1 protein-coding gene is annotated in these 1089 nt (G+C 66.2%); it reads left to right on the top strand.

The window, feature by feature from the left end; translation table 11 throughout:
- Positions 1-365 precede the first annotated feature (365 nt).
- On the top strand, positions 366-1089 hold a 724-nt coding region (locus tag PGX04_RS11815; RefSeq protein ID WP_273738692.1), incomplete at its 3' end, for a sugar kinase.

The following is a 1089-nucleotide window of genomic DNA, read 5'->3' as shown; positions in this document are numbered from 1 at the left end:
AGTCCTGGATCGACCAGTTCCTCAGTCCATATTTGCAAAAGTTATCTTGATCATTACGGTTCCGCGCTAACGCTCAGTCGCTTCGCTCCTTCGCTCATCCACTGTCAGAGTACGCTCTGACAAGCCTTCGCTCGTAGATACTCGCGAAGACCTCGCGCGGAGTCGAGCAGACGGTTCGCTGTCGGCGAACCGTCGCCCAGCGCACGCCACCGCGACCGGCTGGCCGATGTGAACCGAAACGTGCCCGCTCGAGCGTGATCCTTCGTTGACAGAGCGCCATAACTTATAGCAACGCCGTTCCTTGAGTGGGGTATGACCGAGGGACACACCGCAGTTCGCGCCCGAACGATCTGGGGGGCCGACCGGTGAGCGACATCGTCACCTTCGGAGAGACGATGCTCCGGCTGTCGCCGCCGGGGAACGAACGCCTCGAGAACGCCGACGAGTTCGAGGTTCGCGCCGCCGGCGCCGAGAGCAACGTGGCCATCGCGGCCAACCGGCTGGGAGCCGACGCGACCTGGCTCTCGAAGGTCCCCGAGACGGCGCTCGGTCGGCGCGTCGTCAGCGAACTCCGGAGCCACGGGATCGAAACGGACGTCGTCTGGAGCCACCGCGGTCGCCAGGGGACCTACTACCTCGAGCAGGCGGGCAAACCGCGCGGGACGAACGTGGTCTACGACCGGGAGAACACCGCAGTCGCAACGGCGGAGGCCCGCGAACTCGACGTCGACCGGATTCAGGACGCCCGGGTCTTCTTCACCACCGGGATCACGCCCGCGCTCTCCTCGACGCTCCGGGACACGACGCTCAATTTGCTCAAAGCGGCCCGCAAAGGCGGGACGACGACCGCCTTCGACTTCAACTACCGGCGCAAGCTCTGGTCGCCCGACGAGGCCAGGGAGACGCTGACGCGGCTGTTTCCGGGGATCGACGTCCTCGTGATCGCCGCCCGCGACGCGCGGACCGTCCTCGGATTCGAAGGCGATCCGCGCCAGCTCGCGCACAAGCTCGGCTCGCAGTACGACTTCACGACCGTCGTCGTCACTCGCGGCGCGGAGGGCGCGGTCGGCTGGCACGACAGCGTCGTCC

This window comes from Natrinema soli (genome assembly GCF_028618695.1).
Note: the sequence above shows the minus strand (reverse complement) of the source record. Positions and strands in the feature narration are given on the sequence as shown.